This is a genomic window from Kocuria tytonicola (genome assembly GCF_003687455.1).
GTDB lineage: Bacteria > Actinomycetota > Actinomycetes > Actinomycetales > Micrococcaceae > Kocuria > Kocuria tytonicola.
Genome location: NZ_PHOA01000034.1, coordinates 1 through 22,831, shown reverse-complemented (window position 1 = coordinate 22,831; position 22,831 = coordinate 1). Strand labels below are relative to the sequence as shown.

Below are 22,831 nucleotides of genomic sequence, written 5' to 3'. Positions count from 1 at the left end.
AAGTATTCCCGCCCCAGACCCTGGTGGGGGCCGGGGCGGGAATGTTACCTGGCGGTCAGTGCGCGCCCCGCTGCTCCCGGGTGCCGTGACGGTTCGCCGCCCGGCGCTCCCGCTGAGCCAAGAACCGTTCTAGTTCGACCTTGATGACCGCAACGTCCTGGGCGGTGTTCGCGGACACCTACCCGTGCATGCTCTTACCGGCTCAGTACCTGCCGCACGGTGGAGGCGTGCCAGGTCCGCCCGGTGGCGGTGGGGATCCCCTCGTCGTTCAGGGCCGCGGTGATCTTGGCGTAGGACAGTCCGGCGGCGCGCTCGCGGTGGATCCGGTCCACAGTGGCCTGGGGGAGCGTGGACGGGCGGCCCATGTGCTTGCCGGTAGTGGCTTTGATCTTGGCCATCCCGTCACGGGTGCGTTCGGCGATCTTCTTCCGCTCCATCTCGGCGAACGTGCAGGTGACCTGGGCCATGGCGGCCCCGGTGATGGTGGACGTGTCGATCCCCAGGTCCAGGCAGATCAACGCCCAGTGCTGCCGGGTGGCGGTCTCGAGCAGTCCGGCGAAGTCCGCGACGGAGCGGGAGAGCCGGTCGAGCTTGGACACGGCGAGCGCGTCAGCCTTCCCAGCCTTGAGGTCCGCGAGGGCCTGGGCAAGTACGGGGCGGTTCTTGAGGGTCTTGGCGCTCGCCGCGTTCTCGCGTCGCAGGTCGAGGTCCCAGCCCATGCGGTCCGCTTCGGCTTGGAGGGCGGCGATCTGCACCTCGGGGCCGATGTCCTGTTTGCTGGTGGACACGCGGACGTAGCCGATGACGCGGAGCTGGGGGGTGGTCATGCCCTAACCATACATAAAGGGAACCCTTTATGTGCGGTTTGCGTGGTAGCCCATAACGAAACCCTCCACCCCGGCGCGGGTCGCCCGGTCCACAGGGTCCGCATCATCAGCAGGCAGCACGGCCAACATGCCCGCGAGCGCGTCCACCGTCTGGTCTGCCTCGCCCGGGGCCATGCCCGCGAACGTCTCCCTCACATCGTCCATGCCCTCATCCTCTCAACCTCTCGGTGGGCGGGCCCTGTCCCAACCCCGCCCACCGGTTGTCGTGTGTCGGCTCGGTCAGGCCGCTGCTCGGGTCTGGCGCCGTTCAGCCTGGACCCGGTTGAACGCCTGCTACACACCGTCCTTGAGGTTCCGGACCAGCCCGTGCACGTCCACGTCCGAGTAGGACCGGCCCCCGAGCCGGAACGTGGAGAAGATCGGGTCCACCCCGTCGGCCACTTCGCCCACCAGGGGCAGCTTGCCGTATTCCGCGAGGACCTGCCCCCGCACCGCGGACCATGCGTCGGGAGCGGCGTAGGCGCGGCGTAGAAGGTCCTCAACGGCCGTGAGAACCCCGGTGGTGTCCACGTTGGCACGGGCGGCTTCCGCAGCCTCCACGAGTTCCCTGTGGTGCGCCCGGGCACGTTCACCGTCCACGGTGGCGCGTTCGTCCTCGACCAGGGCCTGGGCGCGTTCCAGGCGCTTGGCCTTGATCCCGACGTCACCTTGAGCGCCGGCCAGTTCCAGGGGGTCTACGTCCTCCCCGGACACTGCCCAGTCCTCGATGGCGGCGAGCGCGGCCGCGGCGGTCTGGTGTGCCTGGGTGGCTTGTTCGAGGGTGGTCTGGGCTTCTCACAGTCGTCGTTCAGCTCGGGTGCTCATTTTTTGAGGCTCCTTGGGTTGGGGTGGCGCGGGTCGTGTTTCATCCACGTTTTTGCGGTCGTGGCCTGTATGGCCTTGTAGAGGGTTTCGAGGTCCGGGCGGCGGTACACGGTGCCGTTGACCCAAAACACGGTTGTGCTGGGCCGCCCCAGATCCACTAGGGGCACCCCGGACAGGGCCTCGGGGTCAGTCCCTCCCGCGAACGGGGGAAAGGCGCCGCACTCGGCGAAAACCCTGGCACGGAGTTCGTCCCATGTGGCGATGTCTCGGACGCCTTCCCAGAAGTAGTCCTCAATGGCCTTGATGAGGGGCATCCCGTAGGACACGAACCGGCGCATGCCCACCACCGCGGCCACGAGGTCAGGGCTGGGCGTCATGGGTGGTGCCGCCCAGGGGGGCGCAGGTAGTCGGCTACGGCGAGCCGGATGAACCCGGCCCGGCTGGTGCCGGTCAGCGAACGCAGGGTATCCACTCGGCGGATCATGTCCGGGGGCATGGCCACCACGAGGCGCTGCAGGTGGGGTGTGCTCACAGGCCCACCTCGTCCGCCCATGCGTTGAACCGTTCGGTCTCACGCGCCGTGTGGAGGGACGTTGCGGTGGCCTGGGACAGCGCACAGGTCACGGCCACTTCGGCGACCTGGGCGGGGTTGACGGTCTCCCCGAACCGGAGGGTGGTGAGTTCTCGCCAGATGGTCTCCCCGAACGTTGCGAAGTCCGGGGGATTGTTTGGGTCAAGGTGGGCCAAGGTCCGCTCCTGATGGTCGTGCCCCGGGGCTGGGTGCCCCGGGGCGGTAGTACCAATGTGGGCTCAGAACGATGCCGAAAGGTGGACGGCGGGTGATGTCACCGTGCGCTCGCAGGCCGACGTTTCCGCCGTTTCCCGGGCACCGGGCCACTCATGGCCGTGAACCGTTCCTGAGCCAGCAGCAACCGGCGTCGCAGGTCCGGGAGGGCGTGCTGGGGGATGAACACGACCCCGGTGCCGCCGTCGAGTTCGAGGCCGTTCAAGGACCCGCGGCGGGTGAGCCGGGCGCGGACCTCGTGGGGGTCCACCCGGGCGTTTCCCGAAAGTCCTGTGGCCGAAAGTTCGGCCCCCTGGACACAACTCGTATGGACACAACTCTCGGTGTCCTCTGGGCTGCTCACGGGACCGGAATCGGTAAGTCCTGTGGAGGTAATTGCGGGGCCCTCTGCAGGTCTGGCGGCGGCGCTTTCCGCCAGTCCATTGCGCGCCTTTTCCGTGGGGTGTGGCGTGGGTTTGGGGGCTGCGGCGTTACTTTCCTGTGCGTTGTCCTGGTGCGTGTTCACTGGGCGTCCTTCCGGTGCTGGTGGAGCTGGTGTTGGAGTGCGCGGTTGATGTGCTGGAGTTGCAGGTTCCGGGCGTCCAGTGCCCGCACGAGGTGTTGCAGGTCCGCCTTGGTCTTGGCGTTGGTGAGCATCCCTTCGACCCGGCGGCGGTGGTCCTGTTCGCCGTCGTCCTGCCTGTTTACGTCCTGTGGGGTCATGCGGGGTCCACCGCCCAGAGTTCGCCGATCTTGTTCCGTGGGCGTTGGCCGGCTTTCACATCGGCCAGGCAGCAGCGGCAGGAGCGCCGGTCCTCGGTGGGGTGGGCCAGGCATGGGTCCACGACCCTGGTGGGCCGGGCTGTCTGGGGCCAGTGGGGCCCGTCGAAGAAGATCGAGCAGGGTGCCCGGTTCGCCGGGTTGTTTGCGGCGGTGACTGCGGCTTGGGCTACGACAGCGAACCCAGCCGGGTGCCGGTAGTGCTCCCTGAGCGCGGCCATGATCGCGGGCCGGGCCCATTCGGGGCGCAGCTGGTGTAGGAGGTCCGCGAGCGCTTCGGCCTGCGGTGCGGTCAGTGCTTGATTCTTCTGATCCATGAGGATGTTGTCCTTCTTGTACCCCTGACTCTCGGGTGGGCCAGAGTCAGGGCTTAGTCAGGGGTTGAGTCAGGGTCCAGTCAGGGGGCCTGACCCCTGAAAGTCAGCGGATAGTCAGGGCGAGTCAGGGGTGAGAGTGAGGCCCCCTGACTCTCCCGGGCCCCCCTTAAGGGGGCCGGGAGTCAGGCCACCGGTCAGGACGACCAGTGAGAGAGGCCGTAGCCCTTCTTGTTGTCGTGGAGAACCTGGCCGGAATCGACAAGCTCTCGCAGCGCCTGAGTGACGGCTACTTGAGATCCGCCTACCGCATTGCGGATGGGGCCTCGCCCCTGCCAAGTGCCAACGGCGGAGAGGTGGTCGAGGATCTGCTGCCCCTTGTCATCTGCGATGCTCTCGGGGGTGAGGTGCCCCAGGATGGTGAGGGTCCGCCCTTGCGCCGCCAACCGGGTCTTGGGCATGCCCTCGATCCGCCCCATGGTCTTGAGGAACCGGGGTGCACCTGGTTCTTCTCCCTCACGCATCAGCGTCCACACTGCAGAGCAGGACCCCAGGAACGCAGAGGCACCACGGGCGCGCTCGCCGTTGTGCCCGGCGTGCATCGTGACCATGGATTCCTGACCGCCGAGCTCCCGCACGAACTCGTCCCAGGCCGTGAGTAGCCGCTGCACGTCACTGTTGGAGTTCTCGTCCAGCCCGAGTGAGGCCAGCAGTGGCCCTACGGGGTCGAGGATGTACGTGTAGGCGCCGCCGTACCGTTTCACCAGCTCGGCGCGCACGGCGGGATTCGTGAAGTCGAACCCGGAGCCCAGCCCGTTGAGCAGCACGGTCTCCACCTTGTGGGTGTTGGTGATCCCCGCGTCCTCGTACCAGTCCAGGAGCATGTCCTCGGTCATCTCGAAGTCGAACACGACGACCGCGGGGCCCTCGCAGTCGGGGACTGCCTCGGTGGTGTACTTCCCGAGGAACTGACCGCCGTCCACCAGGGCCCGGACCACGTTGGTTGTCATCGTGGTCTTGCCGGCCTTGGGTGCCCCTACAAGGTTGATGCGCCCCCCGGCGGGCCACATGTCTTGGATCCGCCAGCGGGGGCGTGTGCGGGGCGCTGCGAGCCGGTCCGCGAGGTTGGACAGCGCCGGGAGTTCCGAGACTGTGGAGGACTCGGCCGCGATCCGTCGGCGCGCCTCCTCGCGGATCTGCATGCGCTCCATCTCGTTGACGACCATGCGTTCGTAGGTCGCAGCCGGGTTTTCGAACTCGGCGCTCGCCGGGAAGTCGGCGAATGGTTCTACGGTCATGCTGCTGCGCCCCCTTGAGCGTTGGAGCCTCTTGGGGCGGCTGCAGATCGGATGGTCTTGACGGCTTCGGCTTGGGGAAGACCGGCTGTTTCGGCGGCGTGGAGCAGAGCGGTAGCGTACTCCTGGGTGAGAAGCCCGTCCTGCGCTAGCTGCCACGCCGCCCAGTTGAGGGTGCTGTTTCGCTGCCCCTCGGGAGCGGTGGACACAGTGCGGAGCAACCCGGCCACACGACGGTCCGCCTGCGAGCCCGTGGGAGGTGCCACGGGCATGGGGCGGCGCTGGGCGGGCTCCTGCGGGGCCAGCATGTCGTGAAGCCACTGGGGGAGGGACAGGAGCTTCCCAGGGTCTCCTGCGGGCGTGTAGGTGCCCTGCTTGAGGTTGGTCCCGGGCCCGCAGGCGTAGCCACCGTGGGCGTGCACGTCGACCTGCCATTCCACTCCGGTGCGGTTTCGGATCCTGGACCCGACCGGGGCACGGAAGTACAGGTGCAGCCCTCCGCTCGGTGTGGTCACAGTGAACGTGTCGAACATGGACACGTTGGGGGAGTGGCGGGACCAGAGGTCCGCGAACACGTCCACCCCGTCACGGATCCCGGGCCGGTCCCACTCAGGCGGAGGGGTGGAACCATGGGAGTCACAGTCGATCACCACCAGCCCGGAGCGGCCGCACGCGATACCCACGCCGGCACCCTGCGGCCACCGGTCGAGCTGGGCGGGGTCCACGGTGGCCCGCTTCTCCCAGTCCGTGATCGCCGGCCGCTTTTCACCCGGGATCAACGGCAACAGGTGGAAGCCGTGGATAGCGAGCGCGTAAAGCCAATCCCGAGTAGAATTGGTGGTGTTCAGAGGATTTTGTTGAGAGACCCCTGGGGTGCCCACCCGGGGGTTTTCTTCTGCCGTCATGCTGCAGCACCCCCACGGTTCTCCACGGGGCGCAGGAGACCCGCGAGCGCGGCCTTCTGGGCATCCGTGAGCGGGGGAGCTTCGGCCACGAGGCGGGCCACGTAGGCGTCCACACGGGCCGTTTGCAGGGAGGCACGGGCCTCGGTGAGTTCGGGATCATCCGCGGCGCGAGTGCGGGAGAGGGATGCGACGCGTGCGCGCTCGCGGGCGCGGTCTGGGTCGATCCGGTAGGGGCGCTTGGAAACAGACAAGTCCGTCGGCCTTTCGGGCATGGCTAGTAGCCAAGCCCGCGCCAACGGACCTTACTGTCATTCTGAGGGCGGCTTCGGGGTCAGGAGTTGCCGCTTCCTGAATGTCATGGTCTGACGAGCACGACAGTTACGAGTGTACCGCTAATTAATTAGTAAAGCCATACCACTGCCATTGAGCCCATGAGGGAATCGTGCCGTCGTCGCTCACGCGCACCATGCCGTCCTCGCTCCCCGGCATCGGCGAATATCGAGCGGCTCGATGTTCCTTCGCGGATAAAGTGCTTAGATACGCCGCGATCTCCTGGAGAGTTACTTCGGCACGGCCTGCTTCAGAAATAGCGCCGAAAAGGATGTCGGCGGTGGACCACACATTGGGCTTCCGCCGGTTCAAGCCCCGCAGGGAGATTGTCTGTGGGTGGCCACCGCGGGCGCACTGTTTGCAATGCAACTTCCAGGTCTCGTGGTAGACCTGGCGTGATTCTCCGGGCTCGTCGAATTCAGCCTCAGGGCGCCGATAGGCAACCCCTGGCCCCCGGCCCAGCCACTGCCCGATCACACGGCCGTCATTCAGAGGGGTGACTGGCGGGCACCAACCGAACATGCCGATGGTCTTGCCCGGCTTGTGGGAGCCCCCTATCCCCGAACAAGTGATCCTGATTCTCGCTGTGTTGTCCATGATCGCCGCGAACTGGCGGGGTTCCATGCTCATGCCTTCCATTCGATCTTCACGGATTCGGGGTCACGTCCCCGGCCCGGCCCCGCGGGCAGGATGGTCACGGTCATCAGGGTGTCCACGATCTCCCGCTTCACCAGCAGGGTGGCGTCCTCCCAGCGGGCCACCGCATCCTCACCGGCTATCGCGGCCGCGGCGCTCGCCGGTGTCAGGTCCGCCAACTGCGCCCGGGTCCTCTCCAACTGGGGGCGGACCCCGGCGGTGATCCTGGACAGCTGCTCCCCGGTGATCGTGCCCGCCGTGAACAGGTCCGCGGCCTCGGACAGCTTGGCTTCGAGCACCTCGGCCTGCGAGCGCAGATCGTCCCCGCGTTTCGGATCCATGGTGGGCAGCGCCTCGAGCACGTCAGGGCGTTGCAGGCGCCCCAGGATCGCGCCCTCCACCACGGCGTCCACCAGGCCCATGGACCGGGCTATCCGGGTGCAGTCCCGGCAACCGTACGAGGGAACCTTGCTGGCCCCGCGTGGCTTGAGGTATCGCATCTTGCCGCCGCACCGGCCGCACTTGGCGATCCCTGTCAGGAGGTAAGCGGGCGTGGTTCCGTGGTGCACCCGGCGCGCAGGATCCCCTAGGAGAGCTCGGACGCGGTGCAGGTCATCCTCCGTGATGAGCGGCTCAATCACCTCGGAGGGGAACATCTCACCCTTGTGCTCACGGAGCCCGGCGTTCGCGGCCCGTCGGAGGGTCTGCCGGACCGTGCCCGTGCGCCACGGGTTGCCCCGTGACGTGGGTAACCCGTCCTCATTCCAGCGCATGGCAATGGAGCGGACCGATTCCCCGGCCAGAAGACGGGTCACTCCGTCACGGACCTGGTCCGCCTCGGGCGGGTAGGCGACGTCACGGGCCCCGGCGCGGCGTCCCTGGTCCTCGTAGACCCGCCGCCACCCGAACGGGCACAACCCGTTAGGGAGGCCCTGCTCGGCCCGCTCACGTTGCTTGCGGCGGATCCTGCGGGCCATCTGGTCCGTCTCGTGGCGGGCCACCGACCCTTTGATGCGGGCGGTCATTCTTCCCTGGGGGGTTGCAAGGTCGATCTCCCCACCGATGGACACCAGGGCGATGCTGTGCGCGTCCGCGAGGTCAATCACGTCCTCGAGCTCCCTGGGAGTTCGGGTGAGCCGGTCCACGTCCCACACGATGAGCGCGCCGGCTGTCCCGTTGGCGAGGTCCCGGAGCATCTGCTGGTACTGGGGGCGGGCCTTGGCCCGGGTGGCGGAGGTGTCGTTCTCGACGTACTCATGGACCACGGTCCACCCGCGGGCGCTCGCGGCCTGCCGGCAGTCCTCGAGCTGGCGGTTCACGCCTAGCTGGGTGCCCTCGGTGTCGCGGCTGATGCGGGCGTAGATGACAGCGTCCATGTAAGAGATCCTAACTGAGTCTTGACACCCGCCGAGATCTACGTGGCCCGGGGCGGCGAGTCCGAGCTGACGAGTCTGGTGCTCACCGAGTCCCACGTGCGCACCCTCGTGGAGCGGATGCTCAAGTCCTCGGGGCGCAGGCTGGATCTCAGTTCCCCGTTCGTGGACGCCTCCCTGCCCGACGGTTCCCGGTTGCACGTGGTCATCCCGGACGTCACCCGCGCGCACTGGGCCGTGAACATCCGCAAGTTCGCGGCCCGCGCCCGGAGGCTGCAGGACCTGGTGGCCCTCGGGTCGCTCACCGTGCAGGCCGCCGAGTTCCTGGCCGCCGCCGTGGACTCCGGTCTCAACATCCTGGTCTCCGGAGCCACACAGGCCGGGAAGACCACCATGCTCAACTGCCTGTGCGCGGCCATCGGCCCGCGGGAACGTGTGGTCACGGTCGAGGAGGTCTTCGAGCTCAAGGTGGCGCTGCGCGACGTCGTCGGCATGCAGTGCCGCCAGGCGAACCTGGAGGGGACGGGCGAGATCCCGCTGCGCCGCCTCGTGAAGGAGGCGCTGCGGATGCGCCCGGACCGGCTCGTGGTGGGGGAGGTGCGCGAGGCCGAGAGCCTGGACATGCTCATCGCGCTGAACGCGGGGCTGCCGGGCATGTGCTCGCTGCACGCCAACTCCGCGCGGGACGCGGTCACGAAGATCTGCACGCTCCCGCTGCTCGCGGGGGAGAACATCAGCAGTGCCTTCGTGCTCCCCACCGTGGCTTCCTGCTTCGACCTCGTGGTGCACTGCCACCGAGGAGCCACGGGACACCGCTACGTGGCGGAGGTCCTGGCCATCGGCAACCGCGTGGAGAACGGTGTCATCGAGACCTACCCGGTCTTCCGCCTGGAGGACGGCACGCTGCGGTGCGTGGCCGCCGAGGTGCCGTCCACGGAGAAGTTCCGCCGCGCCGGTCACGATCCCGCCGAACTCATCCGGCAGGACGGCGCACACGACAATGCCGCCGCAGCGGCCGCACCGGGGCCCCACGGCACCCCGGCCACGACGGGGTTCCAAGACCGCGAGGCGCCGTCGTCCCCGCGGGCCGATGAGAAGGTGCGGTCGGGCGGGCGCGGAGCCCAATCCTCCCGGAGACGCACGCGGAGCGGACCCTCGGAAGAGCCCCGCGGCCGTCCCGCAGCGCGCACGCGCCCGAGCGGAACCCGCCCGGCGGGAACCGAATCGTGAGCGCGCTGCTCGGGGCGCTGCTGGGCGTCGGGGCGTTCCTGGTGTGGTGGTCCTGCTGGACCCGCCCGGAGACGGGACGCACGCGGCACGCGCGCACCGGACGGTTGCGCACCCTCCTGCTGCAGGCGGACGTGCCGGGGCTGTCCCCGGTGGCGTTCGCGGGACTGAGCCTGCTGCTCGCGACGGTGTGCGGGGTGCTCGTCCTCGCCCTGACATCGGCGGCCGTTTTCGGGCTGTGCGTGTTCCTCGTCGCCCTGTTCATCCCGTGGGGGTTCGTGCGGCACCGTGCCAGGCGGCGCACCGCGGTGCTGCGGGAGGTGTGGCCGGACGTGGTGGACCACCTGCGCTCCGCGATCCGCGCGGGCATGGGTCTGCCGGAGGCGCTCATGCAGCTGCAGTACCGGGGCCCGGAGCCCCTTCGTCCCGCGTTCGCCCGGTTCGCCGCGGACTACCGGGCCAGCGGTCAGCTCCACGGCTCGCTCACCATGCTCAAGCAGCGTCTCGCGGATCCGGTGGCGGACAACATCGTGGAGGCGCTGCGGGTCACCCGTGAGGTGGGCGGCACGGATCTCGGCCGTCTGCTGGGCACGCTCTCCGAGTTCCTGCGGGAGAACGAGCGCACGCGCAGCGAGCTCGAGGCCCGCCAGTCGTGGACGGTCAATGCGGCACGCCTCTCCGTGGCCGCGCCGTGGCTGATCCTCGCCCTCATGGCCACGCAGCCCGCAGCGGTCCAGGCCTACAACACCGTGGCCGGCGCGGTCGTGCTCCTGGGTGGGCTCGCCGTCTCCGTCGTCGCCTACCAGCTGATGCTCCGGCTCGGCGCACTGCCGGAGGAACGGCGGGTGCTGCGATGAACGTGCCCCTCACGTCGACGCTGCTGGGCCTGGTCCTCGCCCTCGGCCTCTGGATGGTCCTGGCCGCGGTCAGAGCCGTCGGAGCCCCCTCCTTCGCGGACCGGATTGCGCCGCAGCTGCGCGCGGCCGAGCTCACGACGGCGCTCGGTGCCCCGTCGCTGTCCTCCCGCCGCGGGCGCGGCAGATCACTCACCGGGGCTGCCGGTCACGCGGTCGTGGAGTGGCTGCTCGAGCGTGCCGCTCCACTGTTCTCCGGCACGGACCTGCTCGCCCGCCGACTGGTGCGCAACGGCTCCCGCCAGGACGTCGTGGACTACCGGGCCGAGCAGGTCCTGTGCGCGGTGGGCGGCGCCGTTCTCGGCGTGCTCGCGGGGATCGCGCTGGTGCTGCGCGCGGACGTGAACGTGGCCATCGTGGCCGTCGGCACCGTCCTGGGCGCTGGGGCCGGGGTCTGGGTGCGCAACGACCTGCTCCGGCGCAGCATCCGTCGCCGGGAGAAGCGCATGCTCGCGGAGTTCCCGGCGGTTGCGGAGCTCATGGCGCTCGCGGTGGGAGCGGGGGAGTCCACGGTGGGCGCCCTCGAACGCGTGTGCCGCGTGGCGGAAGGCGAGCTCGCGGGGGAGTTCCGCGCGGTCCTCGCCCAGACACGGGCCGGTTCCGGTCTGACGACGGCGCTGCAGGACTTCTCCGCCAGGACGGACGTCGTGGCCCTGGGGCGTTTCGTGGACGGGATCGTCGTGGCCATCGAGCGCGGTACCCCGCTCGCGGACGTGCTGCGGGCGCAGGCCCAGGACGTCCGCGACCACGACAAGCGTGTGCTGATGGAGGTGGCGGGGAAGAAGGAGATCGCGATGCTCGTCCCCGTGGTGTTCTTCATCCTGCCGCTCAGTGTGGTGTTCGCCGTGTTCCCCGGACTGGCCGTACTCAACCTCGGGTTCTGAGAGGACCCGCAGACCTCAACACGTCGAAGGAGACGATCATGAAACACCTGGTGCGCTGCCACACGGCCGTGCTGCTCCTGCTGGGGGCGGTCCTCCCTGCCCTGCTGACCCGTCCAGGAGCTGGTGCTCCCAGCCGCGGGGAGGACACTGACCACCCCGACCGCGGGGACGTGCCCGGCTGGGTGATGCTCACGCTGATGTCCGCCGTGCTCGTGGCGGGACTGCTGCTGATCGCGCGCCCGGCACTGGAGGGGCTGTTCCAAGATGCCATCGACCGCGTCTCGGGCCTCTGACCCGCGGGAGCACCCCGACGCCGGCAACGCCGTGGCGGAGTACGTCATGGTGCTGGCGCTGGCCCTCGTGCTGTTCGGGATGATCCTGCAGGTGGGGTTCGCGCTGCACGTGCGCAACACGCTGATCGACGCCGCGGCCTCCGGGGCGCGGTACGCGAGTCTCGCGGACCGCACGGATGCAGACGGGGTGGAGCGGACCCGGGGCATCATCGCGGGAACCGTGGGTGGGACCTACACCCAGGACGTCACGGTGTCCCGCACGAGTGTGGGCGAGCTCCCGGCGGTCGAGATCCGCGTGGTGGCTCCGCTGCCGGTCGTGGCAACACTGGGTCCGCCTGCGGCGCTGGAGGTGAGCGGACATGCGGTGGACATGGACTCGTGACACCGCGGCGGCGTCCCTGCACGGTGAGGACCCGGATCGGGGGAGCGCGATCGTCGAGTTCATCGGTCTGGGACTGCTGCTGCTCGTCCCGGTGGTCTACCTGGTCGTCACCGTGGCCCGTGTGCAGGCGGGGTCCTTCGCGGTGGTCGCCGCCGCGGAGGAGGCCGGCCAGGCGATCTCGGTGCTCGAGGCCAAGGACCTGAACCGCACGGGGATCCACGAGGTCGCCGCCGTCGCGGCGCAGGACCACGGTTTCGAGCCGCGGGACCTGGCGGTCACGGTGGACTGCTCCGACGGCACGTGCGAGGCCCCGGGTGCGGTGGCCCGCGTGCACGCGAGCCTCACGGTGGACCTGCCGGGCATGCCGGGGTTCGTCACGGCGAACGTGGCCACCCTGTCCGCGGACGTCTCCGTCGTGACTGGGAGGTACTCGTGAGGCGCCACGGGCGTTCCGGGACTTCCGTGCCCGGGGGAGCGAGAGGTCCCAGGAGGCTGAAGACCCGTGCCGCGCTCGAACGCACCGGGGTGGTGGGCGAGGACCCGGACGCAGGGCAGACCACGATCGTGCTGATCGGTTTCGCCCTCGTGACCCTTCTGCTCGTGGTCACCGTGATGGCCGTCACGAGCGTCTACGTGGGACGGCAGCAGCTGCAGTCCCTCGCAGACCGTGCCGCGGGCGCGGCGGCGGACACCTTCACCACCGTGGACCGTTCCGGAACCGGCCCTCCCACGCCCGTGCTCACGAACGACGCCGTGGCCGGGTCCGCCACGAGCTACCTGGGCACCGTGGGTGCCTTCCAGGACGTCAGCGGGCTGGCGGTGGGTGCCCCCACCGGGTCCGCGGACGGCACCACCGCTCAGGTGACCCTCACAGCAGTGGTGCATCCGCCCGTGGTCAACGTCATCGTTCCCGCGGGAGTCCCGATCAGCGCCACGGGGGATGCTCGCGCGGTCATGCGCCGCTGAGGCCCGGCGTCGGCACGGCAGTGCCAGGTCCTTGCCATGACGACCTGTCCTCGATAGTTCAGTTGTCATGACACGCAACCCTGCCGTGACCGACACCCGGACCATCCCCGGGCACTCCACCCGAGCGGGAGCGTCCGTGCCCGCCGCAGCCTCCCTCGTCCTGGCTCTCACCGGTCCGGGCCGGTTCGCCGTGGCCCGTGCGATGCCCGGCCGCGGTGCGGGGAGTGTCCTCGCCTGGCCCGGCGGGCCCGAGCTCCTCGTGCGATAGGCCGGGAGCGGCGTCGCGGGAGGACGACGCCGCTCCCGGCCTGTCGTGGTCCTCTCGCCGGACTCAGTGCCCGTGGTTGGCGGGCCTCACCGGCCCCGCACGATCCGCAGTGCCCGCAGGGCGCCGTGGGCCCAGCGCAGCGGCGGGAAGAGCAGGGCCAGGTGCAGGACCCGGCGGGCGCCCTGGTGGCGGACGGTGCGCCACAGCTCCCGGCGCAGAGCGGGGCCGAGAGTCTGACGGGAGGAGCGGAACATCGGGGATCGGTCCTTTCGACAGGGGGTTCAGTACTGCTCCCAGTTCAGGGGCAGTGCGGCGGAGGTGTCGAAGGGCTCACGCTGGGCCACGGTCCCGGACCGGTCGATCACGGTCACGTGCTGGGAGGATCCGCGCCGGGAACCGCCGGTGATGTGCGCGCCGGTGTCCGCCACGACGTTGTGGAGCTCCACCCCGGAGCCCACGTGCACGCCGTCCAGGAGCACGCAGTTGCGGACCACGGCCCCGGACTCGACCACCACGTTCTCCCCGACCACCGAATGCTCCACGGTCCCGGCCACGCGCGAGCCGGGGGCCACGAGCGAGCGGGTGACCGCGGCGTCGTCGGCCACGAACGCGGGCAGGAGGGGAGCCTGGCCGCTCCAGATGGGCCAGGCGGGATCGGCCAGGGTGGCACCGTCACCGTCCAGGAGCTGCTGCTGCGCGGTCCAGTAGGACTGGACGGTGCCCAGGTCCATCCAGTAGCCGGTGTGCCGGTGCTCCACCACGGTGTGGTGCTGCATCACGTGGGGGATGAGGTCCTCGCCGTAGTCGCCCAGCTCGCCGTTGCGGGAGTGCAGCTCTGACAGGGAGTCGAGCAGGACGGCCGTGGTGAAGAGGAACATCTCTCCCGCCACCACGTCGCTCTGCGGCTCCTCCGGCTTGTACGCGAAGTCCGTGACGTGGCCGAACTCGTCCGTGCGCACCACGCTGTAGCGGGAGGCGTCCTCGGAAACCTGTGTGGTGACCATGGTGAGGTCCGCCCGCTTGCTGAGGTGGGTGTCGATCACGTCCCGGAAGTCCACGGTGTAGAGGTGGTCCGCGGAGAGCACGAGCACGAGGTCCGGGTCCGCCTCACGGATCAGCTCCGCCTGACGGAAGATGGAGTCCGAGTTGCCGGTGGCGAATCCCTCGCCGTCCGCGCCCTGGTAGGGCGGCAGCACGTGCAGTCCGCCGTGGGAGCGGTCCAGGTCCCACGGCCGCCCGCCGGCCATGTAGAAGTTGAGGTCGTGGGGCAGGTACTGCTGCACCATCCAGACGTCCGTGATGTGCGAGTGCACCAGGTTGGACAGGGAGATGTCGATCAACCGGTAGGTGCCACCCACGGGCAGCGCGGGCTTGACAGTGTGGTCGGTCAGGGGGCCCAGGCGCGATCCCCTCCCTCCGGCGAGGACCAGTGCGAGCACGGTGGGGTGTTCCATCGTCAGTCTCCTTAGTTTGTCCGCGTCGAGGAGAACCCTACCGACTCACGGGGCCCGCGGACCATGACGTAAAGTGGTCTGTCATGGCCTCCATTGACTACGCTGCAGAAATTCGTGCCCTCCGCGCCACCTACGAATCCGTGGCGGCGGTCAGTGATGCGGAGACCCTGCAGAAGGAGATCGCGGAGCTCGAGCAGCAGGCGGTGGCCCCGGACCTGTGGGACAACCCGGACGAGGCCCAGAAGGTCACCTCTCAGCTGTCCCACAAGCAGTCCAAGGTGGACCGGCTGGCCAAGATCGAGTCCCGCATCGACGACCTCGAGGTCATGGTGGAGCTCGCGGAGGACGAGGACGACCAGGAGACCCGGGACGCCGCGGCCGAGGAGCTCGAGTCCATCCGCAAGGCCCTGTCCGAGCTGGAGATCCAGACCCTGCTGGCCGGAGAGTACGACGAGCGCGAGGCCGTGGTCACCATCCGCTCCGGCGCCGGTGGTGTGGACGCCGCGGACTTCGCGGAGATCCTCATGCGCATGTACCTGCGCTGGGCCGAGCGCCACGGCTACCCCACCAAGGTGCTGGACACCTCCTACGCGGAGGAGGCCGGGCTGAAGTCCGCCACGTTCGAGGTCAAGGCCCCGTACGCGTTCGGCACGCTGTCCGTGGAGGCGGGCACGCACCGGCTCGTGCGGATCTCGCCGTTCGACAACCAGGGCCGCCGCCAGACCTCGTTCGCGGCGGTGGAGGTCATCCCGCTCATCGAGTCGGACGACACCGTGGAGATCCCCGAGTCCGAGCTCAAGGTGGACGTGTTCCGCTCGTCCGGGCCCGGCGGCCAGTCCGTCAACACCACGGACTCGGCGGTGCGCATGACGCACGTCCCCACCGGGATCGTGGTCTCCATGCAGAACGAGAAGTCGCAGATCCAGAACCGCGCCGCCGCACTGCGCGTGCTGCAGTCCCGGCTGCTCCTGCTGCGCCAGGAGGAGGCGGACGCCAAGAAGAAGGAGATGGCGGGGGACGTCAAGGCCTCGTGGGGCGACCAGATGCGCTCCTACGTGCTGAACCCCTACCAGATGGTCAAGGACCTGCGCACGAACTACGAGGAGGGCAACCCCTCCTCCGTGTTCGACGGCGGTATCGACAAGTTCATCGACGAAGGCATCCGTTGGCGCGCCGGGGCGCGCCGCGACGACGAAGACTGAGACTCCGCGGCCCATCCCACCGCTCCACGCCGCACGGCGTGACCGGGCGGCGTTGCGGGCGCGTGGAGCAGACGAAGGAAGAACGGGCCGATGGCCAAGAAGAACGCTGACGACGGCCGCCAGATCGTGGCCAACAACAAGAAGGCGCGCCACGACTACGCCATCCTCGACACCTACGAAGCCGGACTGGCGCTCATGGGCACCGAGGTGAAGTCGTTGCGCATGGGCAGAGCGTCCCTGGTGGATGCCTTCTGCCAGTTCGACAACCGCGGTGAGCTCTGGCTGGAGCACGCCCACATCCCGGAGTACCTGCAGGGCTCGTGGACGAACCACTCGGCCCGGCGCCGCCGCAAGCTGCTGCTGCACCGCGCCGAGCTGGACAAGATCGCGGGCAAGACGCGCGAGGCCGGCTACACGATCATCCCGCTGTCCCTGTACTTCGTGCACGGCAAGCGCGTGAAGGTGGAGATCGCGGTGGCACGCGGCAAGCGCGAGTACGACAAGCGCCAGACCCTGCGGGAGAAGCAGGACAACCGCGAGGCTCAGCGCGCCATGCGCTACCGCAACTTGCGCAGCTGACCCGCACCCCTCACCCGGCCGGTGCCTCCAGGTGGAGGTGCCGGCCGTTCCAGCTCCGGCGCAGCCAGCGGTCGTGGGACGCGACGACGACGGTCCCCGGGTACTCGGGCACGGCCGCCTCGAGCTGGGTGGCGAGCACCAGGGAGACGTGGTTGGTGGGCTCGTCCAGCAGCAGCACGTGCGGCGGGTCCGCGAGCAGGACCGCCAGGGCCAGCCGACGCCGCTGTCCCACGCTCAGCTCGCCCACCCTGCGGTTCTCATCCCGCCCCGCGAGCAGTCCGAACGTCCCCAGGGGCACGGCCTCCGCGCGGTCCGCTCCAACGAGGTCCGCGTAGACCCGCGCGGCGCCCCGGCCCGGGTCCGCCCCCGCGAGGGTGTCGTCCTGGCCGAGCATGCCCACGCGCACACCCGGGGCACGGTGCACGGAGCCACCCGTGGGCTCCAGTTCACCGGCGAGCAGCCGCAGCAGGGTGGACTTCCCCGCACCGTTGGGGCCGATGAGCAGCCACTTCTCCCCGGCACCCACACTCAGGGACACCGGGGCCAGGTGGTGCGCCACCGTGGCCCGGGATGCCGTGAGCACGGGACCGGAGGCGTGCAGGTGGCGCGCGGCGGCGTCGTCCGCGGCGGTGAGGCCCCGGAAGAACAGCTCCTGCGGGGGCTTGCGCACCTGCTCCTCCTCGAGCGTGGCGAGGCGGGCGCGGGCGTCGTTGACGCGGCGCGAGACCGCGGTGGCGTTGCGGTCCGCGTAGAACTTCTTGGCGGCCCGGGCCTCCGTGCGTGGTCCCCGGTCCGCATGGCCCACGCTCTGCTGGTCCTTCACGGCGGCTCGCAGCCTCTTCAGCTGCTCCTGCTCGTCCCGGTAGGTGCGCTCCCAGCGCTCGCGGGCGTCCAGGCGGGACAGCACGTACTGCGAGTAGGTGCCGCTGAACCGCGTCACGCCGATTCCGGTTCCGGTGCCGTCGCCCACGAGGTCCGCGGTCTCCGTGTGCGGGCGCGGTGCCGGGTCCAGGTCCACGAGCGAGCCGACGGTGGCGTCCAGGAACGCGCGGTCGTGGCTCGCGAGCAGCACCGGGCCGTGCCACGCGCGCAGCGTGGCGGAGACGTAGTCGATCGCGGTGTCGTCCAGGTGGTTGGTGGGCTCGTCCAGCAGCAGCACGTCCGGCGCGGACAGCAGGGTCCACGCGAGGGACAGCCGGGCCCGCTGCCCACCGGAGAGCTGCGCGGTGCGGCGGTCCCGGGGGATGCCGCCCAGCCCGAGCGCCTCCAGCGTGGTGGCCATGGCGGTGTCCACGTCCCACGCCCCGCTGCGCTCCGCGGCCTCGAGGGCGTCGGCGTAGCGCGTGCTCGCCCGTTCGTCCTGCGGTGCGGCGGACAGGGCGCGGGCGGCGTCGTCGACGGCGCGAGCTGCCTCACGGGCGGGCCGCACCGCAGCCTCCACGGCCTGCGCCACGGTGTCCTGTGGCGCGAACGGCGGCTCCTGGTGCAGCAGACCCACGCGGGCGTCACCCCCGCCGGGGACGACGGCGCGCACGGTGCCGGCGTCTGGTGCCCACAGACCCGCGAGGATGCGCAGCAGGGTGCTCTTGCCGGAGCCGTTCTCACCGATCAGACCGGTGGGTCGCCCGGCGGTGACCGTGAAGGACACGTCCGTGAGGACGCGGTGGGTTCCGAACGAGGCGGACACCCCGTCCACCGCAAGGTGCGCTCCGGTGGGAGCAGCGCTGCGGGCGGGGCGGGTCCCGCGTCCGGGCACGGGGGAGATGTGGTGGGAAGAGTTCATGGGAGTCCTCTGATGGTCACGGTCCCCGCCGGGCAGCGGCCTCGGACGCGGGGTTCGGAAGGACTCATCGGGACATGGCCCCCACCGTAGGGCACGGGGCGGGAGGGGACAAGGCCCCGGTGCGACGGCGACCGGCCCGGATGGTACGGGCTGTCCGGCGGGGCTGTTGACGCGCGGGCGCGAGCGGACGTACGCTTGGTTGTCCACGATGCGGTTAGAGAACCTTTCGCTGAGTGGATGCTCATTGAAAAATGAATACGGGGATGATCGGTTTCGACGATGTGAGTTGAGACAGGGGAAGCGGGCCGAGGATGCAGAGTCATCTCGTCAACGCTCTCTGCAAGAACACAAGTGCCAAATCCAAGCGCACTGACTTCGCTCTCGCTGCGTAAGTAGCCCGAGCAGTCTGTCAGCCCAGGTTCACCTTCGACCTGGAATCTGACATCAGCTAGAAGGTCACTGCTCTGGACGTACGTCACGGACGTCCAGGGGACTTCTACGTGACTGAGTCCGGCGGCCACTCGTGTGCGAGATGGCCGGGACTGAGAAACCTGCCAGCACACTGCGCCCGGAGAAGCCCTGACAATGCTGCATCGGACGGGGGTTCAATTCCCCCCATCTCCACCCCGGGATGTCCTCGGACATCCGTGAAACGCCTCGGACCGCTCGGTCCGGGGCGTTTTTCACATCCTGGATGCCGGGTCACCGTCTCCGGGTCGTCTCCCTCCAGTCTCTTTCCGGTGCGCCTCCGGGACGGGGCGGATACTCCTCGGCGCGCGGTCACGAAACCCGTGGGACACATCCGGGTCTGTGGGAGACTGAACGCGGAGAACCAGCACTACGAGCGAAAGGCACTCATCCTCATGAGCGAACGCCCCCACGAGCCGTCGGGCTCGTCCTCGGCCTCGGACCGCGAGCAGCCGCAGTACGGTCAGCGTGCCCAGGACGGCACCTCGGACACCACCCGTGAGCAGCCGCAGTACGGTCAGGCCACGTGGCCGGACCAGTCCAGCCAGGGACACGGCCAGCAGTCCGCCGACGGCTCCGACCGGCCCGGTCAGGGCTACGGGAACCATGGGTACGGCACCCAGAACTACGGCACCCAGGACCACGGTGCCCAGGGGTACGGCACCTACAGCCAGGGGAACCAGGGCTACGGTGTGCAGTACGGCCAGGAGAACCAGTCCGGCACCGGCTACCCCACGCACTACCAGAACGACGACTCCCAGCAGGCCTACGGGAACCCGGGTTACGGCGCCCAGGGCTACGGGAACCAGGGGTACCCGGCCCAGGGCTACAACGGCCAGGGCTACCCCGGCTACGACCAGGGCCCCGTTCCCGGCAAGGGTCTGGCCATCGCGTCGCTCGTGCTGGGCATCGTGGGGATCCTGACGTTCTGGTTCGCGGGTCTGGGTGGCCTGCTGGGCCTGGTGGGCCTGGTGCTCGGCATCATCGGGCTCGTGAAGCTCCGCAAGACCAGGCGGGAGTCCCCGGCCCTCGCCATCGTGGGCATCGTGCTCTCCGCCCTGGCCCTGATCGGAGGGGCTTTCATGGCCGCCGTGATGTTCTGGGCCGTCGGCCTGGCGGGTGACTGCGCGCAGTACGTGGAGCAGGGTGACCAGACGCAGTACCAGCAGTGCCTCAACGACAAGCTGGGCGTGGATACCCCCAACACCTGAGATCCCCGCACCGCGTCCCGCCTGTCGGGGGAGCTGTGCGCGCTCGTGGGAAGAGCCCGTTTCCACCGTTCCAGTGGTGACGGGCTCTTCGCGTGTCCAGGCGGGGCGCCTCAGCCCTCGCGGGTTCCGAGGACGTCGAGGGCGGCGTCGTGCAGCTGCCCGTTGCTGGCCAGGGCGTTGCCGCCGAACGGCCCGTCCTGGCCCGCGAGGGAGGTGAACCGGCCGCCGGCCTCGGTGACGATGGGGACCAGGGCGGCCATGTCGTACAGGTTGAGCTCGGGCTCGCACGCGAGGTCCACCGCGCCCTCGGCCACCAGACAGTAGGACCAGAAGTCGCCGTACGCGCGGGTTCGCCACACCCGGTCCGTGAGGTCCAGGAAGCGGTCCCGGATGCCCAGCTCGTTCCATCCGCCCAGGGAGGAGTAGGAGAGGGAGGCGTCCGCGAGGGTGGCCACGGAGGACACCGAGAGCCGCTGCGCCTGGGAGAGCGAGCGGCCCGTGAACGCCCCGGAGCCGGACGCGGCCCACCACCGGCGGTTGAGCGCGGGGGCGGAGACCACGCCCACCACCACCTCGCCGTCCTCGACCAGTCCGATCAGAGTGGCCCACACGGGCACACCGCGCACGTAGTTCTTGGTGCCGTCGATCGGGTCGACCACCCACTGCCGACCGCCGGAGCCGGTGGTGCCGACCTCCTCGCCGATCACGGCATCACGGTTGCGCCCCCGCCCCAGCTGCCCCCGGATCACCTGCTCGGCCTCGCGGTCCGCGTCCGTGACGGGGGTGAGGTCCGGTTTGGTGTCCACGGTGAGGTCCTGGGACTTGAACCGCTTCATGGTCAGGCCGTCCACGGAGTCCGCGAGGATGTGGGCCAGGCGGAGGTCGTCCGTGTGGTTGCTGGGTGCGCGCATGCGTCTACGTTATCGCCTGTCCGAGCCGCTTTTCGCTGTCCCCGCCCTGCATCACCCCGCGCAACGCCGCCAGCAGACGCCGCAGGGACTCGAGCCGTTCGGGGGCGGCCGGGGAGGCCTCCGGGCGGCGGACCCAGGCGTCCAGCGCGCAGCCGGGGGAGTCCGCCGTGTGCAGGCAACCCCGGGGGCAGTCCGCGGTGGCGGGCACCAGGTCCGTGAAGGAGTCCAGCAGGTTCTCCTCGCTCACATGCGCCAGCCCGAGAGAGCGGATCCCCGGGGTGTCCACCACCCAGGTGCCGGGGCGGGTTCCGGGCACGGTGAGTGCCAGCGCGGAGGACGAGGTGTGGCGGCCGCGCCCCGTGACGTCGTTGACACCCCCGGTGGCGCGCTCGGAACCGGTCAGGGCGTTGACCAGGGTGGACTTGCCCACGCCCGAGGGCCCGAGGAACACGCTGATGTGCCCGTCCAGCAGCTCCCTGAGCTCCGCCAGGGACTCCTCGGAGATGGCCAGGGACTCCTCGTGCCGCCCGGCCTCCGGGCGCTCACCGCGCTCGGTGGCCCGCTGGGTGCTGATGGTCAGCACGTCGAGGTCGTGGAGGTGGGACAGGAACTCGGTGGGATCCGCGAGGTCCGCCTTGGTCATGCAGACCACCGGGGTGATGTCCGCGTCCCAGGCGGCCACGAGCCCACGGTCCACGAAGCCCGTGCGGGGGGTGGGAGAGGCTGTGGCCAGCACCAGCACCAGCCGGTCCGCGTTGGCCACGATCACCCGCTCCACGGGGTCGGTGTCGTCCGCACTGCGCCGCAGCACGGTGGTGCGGGGTTCGATGCGCACGATCCGGGCGAGGGTGTCCGGGGCTCCGGTGACGTCCCCCACGACCCCCACGAGATCACCTGGAACGATGGGCTGCCGGCGCAGCTCCTTCGCCCGGACGCACAGCACGGTGCGCGAGTCCGCTCTGTCCTCGTCCGCCACGCACGTGTACCGCCCCCGGTCCACGGCCACCACACGGGCGACCACCGCGTCCTCGTGTGCGGGGCGCTGCTTGGTGCGGGGGCGGGAGCCGCGCTTGTTGGCGCGCACGCGGACGTCCGACTCGTCCCAGGTTCTGCCGGCCATGACCTCAGTGGTCCCCGGCCACGAGGTCCGCCCAGAGCTGCGGGAACTCCGGCAGCGTCTTGGCGGTGGTGCCGATGTTCTCCACCAGGATCCCGGGCACCCGCAACCCGAGGATCGCCCCGGCCGTGGCCATGCGGTGGTCGTGGTAGGTGTGGAACTGCCCGGCGTGCAGGGGCGCGGGCTGGATCTCCAGACCGTCCGCGGTCTCCCGCACGCTGCCGCCCAGCCCGTTGAGCTCGGCACTCAGCGCGGCGAGGCGATCCGTCTCGTGACCGCGCAGGTGGGCGATGCCGCGCAGCCGGGAGGGCCCGGAGGCCAGGGCGCACAGGGCGGCCACCGTGGGGGCGAGCTCGCCGGCCTCGGAGAGGTCAAGGTCCACCCCGCGCAGCCGTTCCGGGCCGGTCACGGTGAACATGCCGTCCCGCACGTCCACCCGGGCTCCGAACCGCGGCAGGATGTGACGCCAGTGGTCACCGCCCTGGGTGGTGTGCGCGGGCCAGTCGGGAACGCTCACGGTGCCACCCGTCACGACGGCGGCGGCGAGGAAGGGCCCGGCGTTCGAGAGGTCGGGTTCCACGGTCACGTCCAGGCCGGGCACGGCGCCGGGCTGCACCCGCCACTCGTGGTCGCCCGTCCGTTCCGCGGCAATCCCTGCGTCCCGCAGCACGGCGAGCGTCATCTCCACGTGCGGCAGGGACGGGACGCCGCCCGCGGTGTCGTCGTGGCGCAGCACCAGCGGTGCCTCGAAGCGCACCGCGGACAGCAGCAGCGCCGAGACGAACTGCGAGGAGCCGCTCGCGTCGATGGTGACGGTTCCCCCGGCCACGGAGCCGCCGCCGACGACGCTCAGGGGCAGGGTGCCCCGGCCCTCGTCCACGACCTGGACGCCGAGCTGGCGCAGCCCCTCGAGGACGGGGCCCATGGGGCGGACCCGCGCGGCGGCGTCGCCGTCGAAGTCCGCGGTGCCCGAGCACAGCGCGGCGAGCGGGGGGACGAAGCGCATGACGGTCCCGGCCAGCCCGCAGTCGATGCGGGCCCGGGAGGTCAGGACGGGGTGGGGG

30 protein-coding genes, 1 other RNA gene and 1 pseudogene are annotated in these 22,831 nt (G+C 70.0%); 12 read left to right on the top strand and 20 right to left on the bottom strand.

Annotated elements, in window-relative coordinates; genetic code table 11:
* Positions 1 to 55: 55 nt before the first annotated feature.
* From CWC38_RS12570 to CWC38_RS05735, 14 genes are all read right to left on the bottom strand, one after another.
* Entirely contained in the window at positions 56 to 178 is a 123-nt protein-coding gene (locus CWC38_RS12570; protein ID WP_276309559.1) for a hypothetical protein, read from the bottom strand.
* A 16-nt stretch (positions 179 to 194) separates the two neighbouring features.
* A complete protein-coding gene (locus CWC38_RS05785; protein WP_121845863.1) occupies positions 195 to 827 on the bottom strand; it encodes a recombinase family protein in 633 nt (210 codons plus the stop codon).
* Positions 828 to 854: 27 nt separating this feature from the next.
* A complete protein-coding gene (locus CWC38_RS12100) occupies positions 855 to 1,031 on the bottom strand; it encodes a hypothetical protein (protein ID WP_165860355.1) in 177 nt (58 codons plus the stop codon).
* A gap of 129 nt (positions 1,032 to 1,160) precedes the next feature.
* Positions 1,161 to 1,580: a hypothetical protein gene (locus CWC38_RS05780; RefSeq protein WP_121845862.1), complete on the bottom strand. Its 420-nt coding sequence runs from the start codon at positions 1,578 to 1,580 to the stop codon at positions 1,161 to 1,163.
* Positions 1,581 to 1,687: 107 nt separating this feature from the next.
* Positions 1,688 to 2,047, bottom strand: a complete 360-nt coding sequence (locus tag CWC38_RS05775; RefSeq protein ID WP_121845861.1) for a hypothetical protein — start codon at positions 2,045 to 2,047, stop codon at positions 1,688 to 1,690.
* 17 nt (positions 2,048 to 2,064) lie between these two features.
* Entirely contained in the window at positions 2,065 to 2,223 is a 159-nt protein-coding gene (locus tag CWC38_RS05770) for a ribbon-helix-helix domain-containing protein (RefSeq protein ID WP_165860354.1), read from the bottom strand.
* The gene (locus CWC38_RS05765) at positions 2,220 to 2,438 is read right to left on the bottom strand and encodes a hypothetical protein (RefSeq protein WP_121845859.1); all 219 of its coding nucleotides are present in this window, start codon (positions 2,436 to 2,438) and stop codon (positions 2,220 to 2,222) included. Before CWC38_RS05765 ends, CWC38_RS05770 begins: the two co-directional genes overlap by 4 nt.
* 559 nt (positions 2,439 to 2,997) lie before the next feature.
* Complete coding sequence (locus CWC38_RS12030) at positions 2,998 to 3,198, bottom strand: hypothetical protein (RefSeq protein ID WP_124106146.1); 201 nt, start codon at positions 3,196 to 3,198, stop codon at positions 2,998 to 3,000.
* On the bottom strand, positions 3,195 to 3,572 hold the full coding sequence (locus tag CWC38_RS05755) for a hypothetical protein (protein WP_121845857.1): 378 nt from the start codon (positions 3,570 to 3,572) through the stop codon (positions 3,195 to 3,197). Before CWC38_RS05755 ends, CWC38_RS12030 begins: the two co-directional genes overlap by 4 nt.
* 194 nt (positions 3,573 to 3,766) lie before the next feature.
* Positions 3,767 to 4,867: an ATP-binding protein gene (locus tag CWC38_RS05750; protein ID WP_165860353.1), complete on the bottom strand. Its 1,101-nt coding sequence runs from the start codon at positions 4,865 to 4,867 to the stop codon at positions 3,767 to 3,769.
* Positions 4,864 to 5,769, bottom strand: coding sequence for a bifunctional DNA primase/polymerase (locus CWC38_RS05745; protein WP_121845856.1), 906 nt, complete (start codon positions 5,767 to 5,769; stop codon positions 4,864 to 4,866). Before CWC38_RS05745 ends, CWC38_RS05750 begins: the two co-directional genes overlap by 4 nt.
* The gene (locus CWC38_RS05740; RefSeq protein ID WP_240625074.1) at positions 5,766 to 6,020 is read right to left on the bottom strand and encodes a hypothetical protein; all 255 of its coding nucleotides are present in this window, start codon (positions 6,018 to 6,020) and stop codon (positions 5,766 to 5,768) included. The genes CWC38_RS05745 and CWC38_RS05740 overlap by 4 nt, the downstream gene beginning before the upstream one ends.
* A gap of 145 nt (positions 6,021 to 6,165) precedes the next feature.
* Positions 6,166 to 6,729: a hypothetical protein gene (locus CWC38_RS12025; protein ID WP_124106145.1), complete on the bottom strand. Its 564-nt coding sequence runs from the start codon at positions 6,727 to 6,729 to the stop codon at positions 6,166 to 6,168.
* Positions 6,726 to 8,111 carry a recombinase family protein gene (locus CWC38_RS05735; protein WP_121845855.1) on the bottom strand — a complete coding sequence of 462 codons (1,386 nt, stop codon included), beginning with the start codon at positions 8,109 to 8,111 and terminating at the stop codon, positions 6,726 to 6,728. The genes CWC38_RS12025 and CWC38_RS05735 overlap by 4 nt, the downstream gene beginning before the upstream one ends.
* 27 nt (positions 8,112 to 8,138) lie before the next feature.
* Here CWC38_RS05735 and CWC38_RS05730 point away from each other — a divergent pair.
* The 8 genes and pseudogenes from CWC38_RS05730 to CWC38_RS05695 all read left to right on the top strand — a co-directional run.
* Positions 8,139 to 9,338, top strand: a pseudogene (locus CWC38_RS05730) (TadA family conjugal transfer-associated ATPase); the annotation flags it as partial.
* Entirely contained in the window at positions 9,335 to 10,192 is an 858-nt protein-coding gene (locus tag CWC38_RS05725) for a type II secretion system F family protein (RefSeq protein WP_121845854.1), read from the top strand. The pseudogene CWC38_RS05730 and the gene CWC38_RS05725, both read left to right, overlap by 4 nt.
* Positions 10,189 to 11,133: a type II secretion system F family protein gene (locus CWC38_RS05720; RefSeq protein ID WP_121845853.1), complete on the top strand. Its 945-nt coding sequence runs from the start codon at positions 10,189 to 10,191 to the stop codon at positions 11,131 to 11,133. The genes CWC38_RS05725 and CWC38_RS05720 overlap by 4 nt, the downstream gene beginning before the upstream one ends.
* A gap of 38 nt (positions 11,134 to 11,171) precedes the next feature.
* Entirely contained in the window at positions 11,172 to 11,426 is a 255-nt protein-coding gene (locus CWC38_RS05715) for a hypothetical protein (protein ID WP_121845852.1), read from the top strand.
* Entirely contained in the window at positions 11,398 to 11,808 is a 411-nt protein-coding gene (locus CWC38_RS05710) for a TadE family protein (protein ID WP_240625073.1), read from the top strand. Before CWC38_RS05715 ends, CWC38_RS05710 begins: the two co-directional genes overlap by 29 nt.
* Positions 11,786 to 12,244 carry a hypothetical protein gene (locus CWC38_RS05705; RefSeq protein WP_240625072.1) on the top strand — a complete coding sequence of 153 codons (459 nt, stop codon included), beginning with the start codon at positions 11,786 to 11,788 and terminating at the stop codon, positions 12,242 to 12,244. Before CWC38_RS05710 ends, CWC38_RS05705 begins: the two co-directional genes overlap by 23 nt.
* A 26-nt stretch (positions 12,245 to 12,270) precedes the next feature.
* Positions 12,271 to 12,774 (top strand): pilus assembly protein TadG-related protein, encoded by a 504-nt coding sequence (locus tag CWC38_RS05700; RefSeq protein WP_240625071.1) that lies wholly within the window; start codon positions 12,271 to 12,273, stop codon positions 12,772 to 12,774.
* A gap of 67 nt (positions 12,775 to 12,841) precedes the next feature.
* Complete coding sequence (locus CWC38_RS05695; RefSeq protein WP_121845850.1) at positions 12,842 to 13,042, top strand: hypothetical protein; 201 nt, start codon at positions 12,842 to 12,844, stop codon at positions 13,040 to 13,042.
* An 86-nt stretch (positions 13,043 to 13,128) separates the two neighbouring features.
* Here CWC38_RS05695 and CWC38_RS12095 read toward each other — a convergent pair whose 3' ends face one another.
* Together CWC38_RS12095 and CWC38_RS05690 are read right to left on the bottom strand one after the other, a co-directional pair.
* Positions 13,129 to 13,296, bottom strand: a complete 168-nt coding sequence (locus CWC38_RS12095) for a hypothetical protein (RefSeq protein WP_165860352.1) — start codon at positions 13,294 to 13,296, stop codon at positions 13,129 to 13,131.
* A gap of 27 nt (positions 13,297 to 13,323) precedes the next feature.
* Complete coding sequence (locus CWC38_RS05690; RefSeq protein ID WP_121845849.1) at positions 13,324 to 14,496, bottom strand: glucose-1-phosphate adenylyltransferase family protein; 1,173 nt, start codon at positions 14,494 to 14,496, stop codon at positions 13,324 to 13,326.
* Positions 14,497 to 14,579: 83 nt separating this feature from the next.
* Between CWC38_RS05690 and prfB the strand changes: the two genes are divergently transcribed.
* The gene (prfB, locus tag CWC38_RS05685; RefSeq protein ID WP_121845848.1) at positions 14,580 to 15,698 is read left to right on the top strand and encodes a peptide chain release factor 2; all 1,119 of its coding nucleotides are present in this window, start codon (positions 14,580 to 14,582) and stop codon (positions 15,696 to 15,698) included.
* Positions 15,699 to 15,788: 90 nt separating this feature from the next.
* Entirely contained in the window at positions 15,789 to 16,277 is a 489-nt protein-coding gene (smpB, locus tag CWC38_RS05680; protein WP_121845847.1) for an SsrA-binding protein SmpB, read from the top strand.
* A gap of 10 nt (positions 16,278 to 16,287) precedes the next feature.
* On the opposite strand, the gene CWC38_RS05675 is transcribed toward smpB, so the two are convergent.
* Entirely contained in the window at positions 16,288 to 18,060 is a 1,773-nt protein-coding gene (locus CWC38_RS05675; protein ID WP_121845846.1) for an ABC-F family ATP-binding cassette domain-containing protein, read from the bottom strand.
* A gap of 259 nt (positions 18,061 to 18,319) precedes the next feature.
* On the opposite strand from CWC38_RS05675, the gene ssrA reads away from it, so the two are divergent.
* Positions 18,320 to 18,687: a transfer-messenger RNA gene (ssrA, locus tag CWC38_RS05670) on the top strand.
* Between the two features lie 236 nt (positions 18,688 to 18,923).
* Positions 18,924 to 19,739, top strand: coding sequence for a DUF4190 domain-containing protein (locus CWC38_RS05665; protein ID WP_124106144.1), 816 nt, complete (start codon positions 18,924 to 18,926; stop codon positions 19,737 to 19,739).
* A 110-nt stretch (positions 19,740 to 19,849) separates the two neighbouring features.
* Here CWC38_RS05665 and hisN read toward each other — a convergent pair whose 3' ends face one another.
* From hisN to aroA, 3 genes are all read right to left on the bottom strand, one after another.
* The gene (hisN, locus tag CWC38_RS05660) at positions 19,850 to 20,650 is read right to left on the bottom strand and encodes a histidinol-phosphatase (RefSeq protein ID WP_121845844.1); all 801 of its coding nucleotides are present in this window, start codon (positions 20,648 to 20,650) and stop codon (positions 19,850 to 19,852) included.
* A 4-nt stretch (positions 20,651 to 20,654) separates the two neighbouring features.
* The gene (gene rsgA / locus CWC38_RS05655; RefSeq protein ID WP_121845843.1) at positions 20,655 to 21,770 is read right to left on the bottom strand and encodes a ribosome small subunit-dependent GTPase A; all 1,116 of its coding nucleotides are present in this window, start codon (positions 21,768 to 21,770) and stop codon (positions 20,655 to 20,657) included.
* Positions 21,771 to 21,774: 4 nt separating this feature from the next.
* Positions 21,775 to 22,831 (bottom strand): 3-phosphoshikimate 1-carboxyvinyltransferase (gene aroA / locus CWC38_RS05650; RefSeq protein ID WP_121845842.1); only part of this gene is annotated, 1,057 nt, incomplete at its 5' end.